At 56.0% G+C, this 2,500-nt stretch carries 1 tRNA gene and 2 rRNA genes (1 of these 3 cut by a window edge); all 3 read left to right on the top strand.

The annotated features are described in order from the left end of the window. Positions 1-2,090 (top strand): 23S ribosomal RNA (locus IC63_RS16395); it begins 740 nt to the left of the window's first position. A gap of 110 nt (positions 2,091-2,200) precedes the next feature. Next, positions 2,201-2,315: ribosomal RNA gene (gene rrf / locus IC63_RS16390) — 5S ribosomal RNA — on the top strand. 106 nt (positions 2,316-2,421) lie between these two features. Next, positions 2,422-2,498, top strand: a tRNA-Met gene (locus tag IC63_RS16385). Positions 2,499-2,500 lie beyond the last annotated feature (2 nt).

Below are 2,500 nucleotides of genomic sequence, written 5' to 3'. Positions count from 1 at the left end.
ACCAACTGGAGGTCCGAACCGACACCCGTTGAAAAGGGTCCGGATGACGTGTGGCTAGGGGTGAAAGGCCAATCAAATCTGGAGATAGCTGGTTCTCCGCGAAAGCTATTTAGGTAGCGCCTCGGACGAATACCCTGGGGGGTAGAGCACTGCATGGATGATGGGGGCCCACAGCCTTACTGAGTCTAAGCAAACTCCGAATACCCAGGAGTACTATCCGGGAGACACACGGCGGGTGCTAACGTCCGTCGTGGAGAGGGAAACAACCCTGACCAACAGCTAAGGCCCCCAATTCGTGGCTAAGTGGGAAAGCATGTGAGACTTCCAAAACAACCAGGAGGTTGGCTTAGAAGCAGCCATCCTTTAAAGATAGCGTAACAGCTCACTGGTCTAGTCAAGAGGTCTTGCGGCGAAGATGTAACGGGGCTCAAGCCACGAGCCGAAGCTTTGGATGCACTTTATGTGCGTGGTAGCGGAGCGTTCTGTGAATGAACGCTGTCTCTTCAGCCCAGCGATGGGTTGCGGAGACAATGTTCTGACTGTGAAGCCGGCCTGTGAGGGATCCGGTGGAGTGATCAGAAGTGAGAATGTTGACATGAGTAGCGACAAACAGGGTGAGAGACCCTGTCGCCGAAAGTCCAAGGGTTCCTGCTTAAAGCTAATCTGAGCAGGGTAAGCCGACCCCTAAGGCGAGGCCGAAAGGCGTAGTCGATGGGAACCAGGTTAATATTCCTGGGCCAGGAGATGGTGACGGATCGCAGGGATTGTTCGACCTTACTGGATTGGTCGGGCAGTTGAGCGGTTCCTGGAAATAGCCCTCCACAAGATCGTACCCTAAACCGACACAGGTGGACTGGTAGAGAATACCAAGGCGCTTGAGAGAACCACGTTTAAGGAACTCGGCAAAATACCTCCGTAAGTTCGCGAGAAGGAGGCCCCGTTGGCGCGCAAGCGTTGGCGGGGGGCACAAACCAGGGGGTGGCGACTGTTTACTTAAAACACAGGGCTGTGCGAAGCCGTAAGGCGACGTATACAGTCTGACGCCTGCCCGGTGCCGGAAGGTTAAAAGGAGAGGTGCAAGCCTTGAATTGAAGCCCCGGTAAACGGCGGCCGTAACTATAACGGTCCTAAGGTAGCGAAATTCCTTGTCGGGTAAGTTCCGACCTGCACGAATGGCGTAACGATCTCCCCGCTGTCTCAAACGTGGACTCAGCGAAATTGAATTGTCTGTGAAGATGCAGACTTCCCGCGGTTAGACGGAAAGACCCCATGCACCTTTACTATAGCTTCGCACTGGCATCAGGATTGCGATGTGCAGGATAGGCGGTAGACTTTGAAGCCGGGACGCCAGTTCCGGTGGAGTCATCCTTGAGATACCGCCCTTCGCACTCTTGATGTCTAACCGCGGCCCGTTATCCGGGTCCGGGACCCTGCGTGGTGGGTAGTTTGACTGGGGCGGTCGCCTCCCAAAGAGTAACGGAGGCGCGCGAAGGTTGGCTCAGAGCGGTCGGAAATCGCTCGTTGAGTGCAATGGCAGAAGCCAGCCTGACTGCAAGACTGACACGTCGAGCAGAGTCGAAAGACGGCCATAGTGATCCGGTGGTCCCGAGTGGAAGGGCCATCGCTCAACGGATAAAAGGTACGCTGGGGATAACAGGCTGATGATGCCCAAGAGTCCATATCGACGGCATCGTTTGGCACCTCGATGTCGGCTCATCTCATCCTGGGGCTGGAGCAGGTCCCAAGGGTATGGCTGTTCGCCATTTAAAGAGGTACGTGAGCTGGGTTTAGAACGTCGTGAGACAGTTCGGTCCCTATCTGCCGTGGGTGTAGGATACTTGAGAGGAGTTGCCCCTAGTACGAGAGGACCGGGGTGAACGTTCCACTGGTGGACCAGTTGTCGTGCCAACGGCAGTGCTGGGTAGCTATGAACGGACAGGATAAACGCTGAAGGCATCTAAGCGTGAAGCCCCCCTCAAAACAAGGTATCCCTGAAGAGCCGTGGAAGACCACCACGTCGATAGGCCGGAGATGTACGCGCAGCAATGCGTTCAGTTGACCGGTACTAATGGCTCGTTTGGCTTGATTTGATCCGGAAGAAGACAGATCCAATCTGAGCTTCCTCCCTCAAAAGCAACTTGGACAACCCCCCGGCGATGACCACAAGATCATCCCGGAACGCTGAGCGTTTCTTCCCCGGTCTGGTGGCCATAGCACGAGCGAAACACCCGATCCCATCCCGAACTCGGCCGTTAAGCGCCGTCGCGCCAATGGTACTGCGTCTCAAGACGTGGGAGAGTAGGTCACCGCCAGACCTGGAAAGAAACGCAACAATCTCTCGGAACGAAATCATCCCCGAACCGATCCAGCCTCACCGCACCGGATCCCACGGGGAAAACCCCGCCGCAACAGCGGCACGGTCGCGGGGTAGAGCAGCCCGGTAGCTCGTCAGGCTCATAACCTGAAGGTCACAGGTTCAAATCCTGTCCCCGCAACCAAA

The sequence above is a fragment of the Paracoccus sphaerophysae genome, from assembly GCF_000763805.1.
In the GTDB taxonomy this organism is placed as follows: domain Bacteria; phylum Pseudomonadota; class Alphaproteobacteria; order Rhodobacterales; family Rhodobacteraceae; genus Paracoccus; species Paracoccus sphaerophysae.
This window is presented reverse-complemented; position numbering and strand designations above follow the sequence as displayed.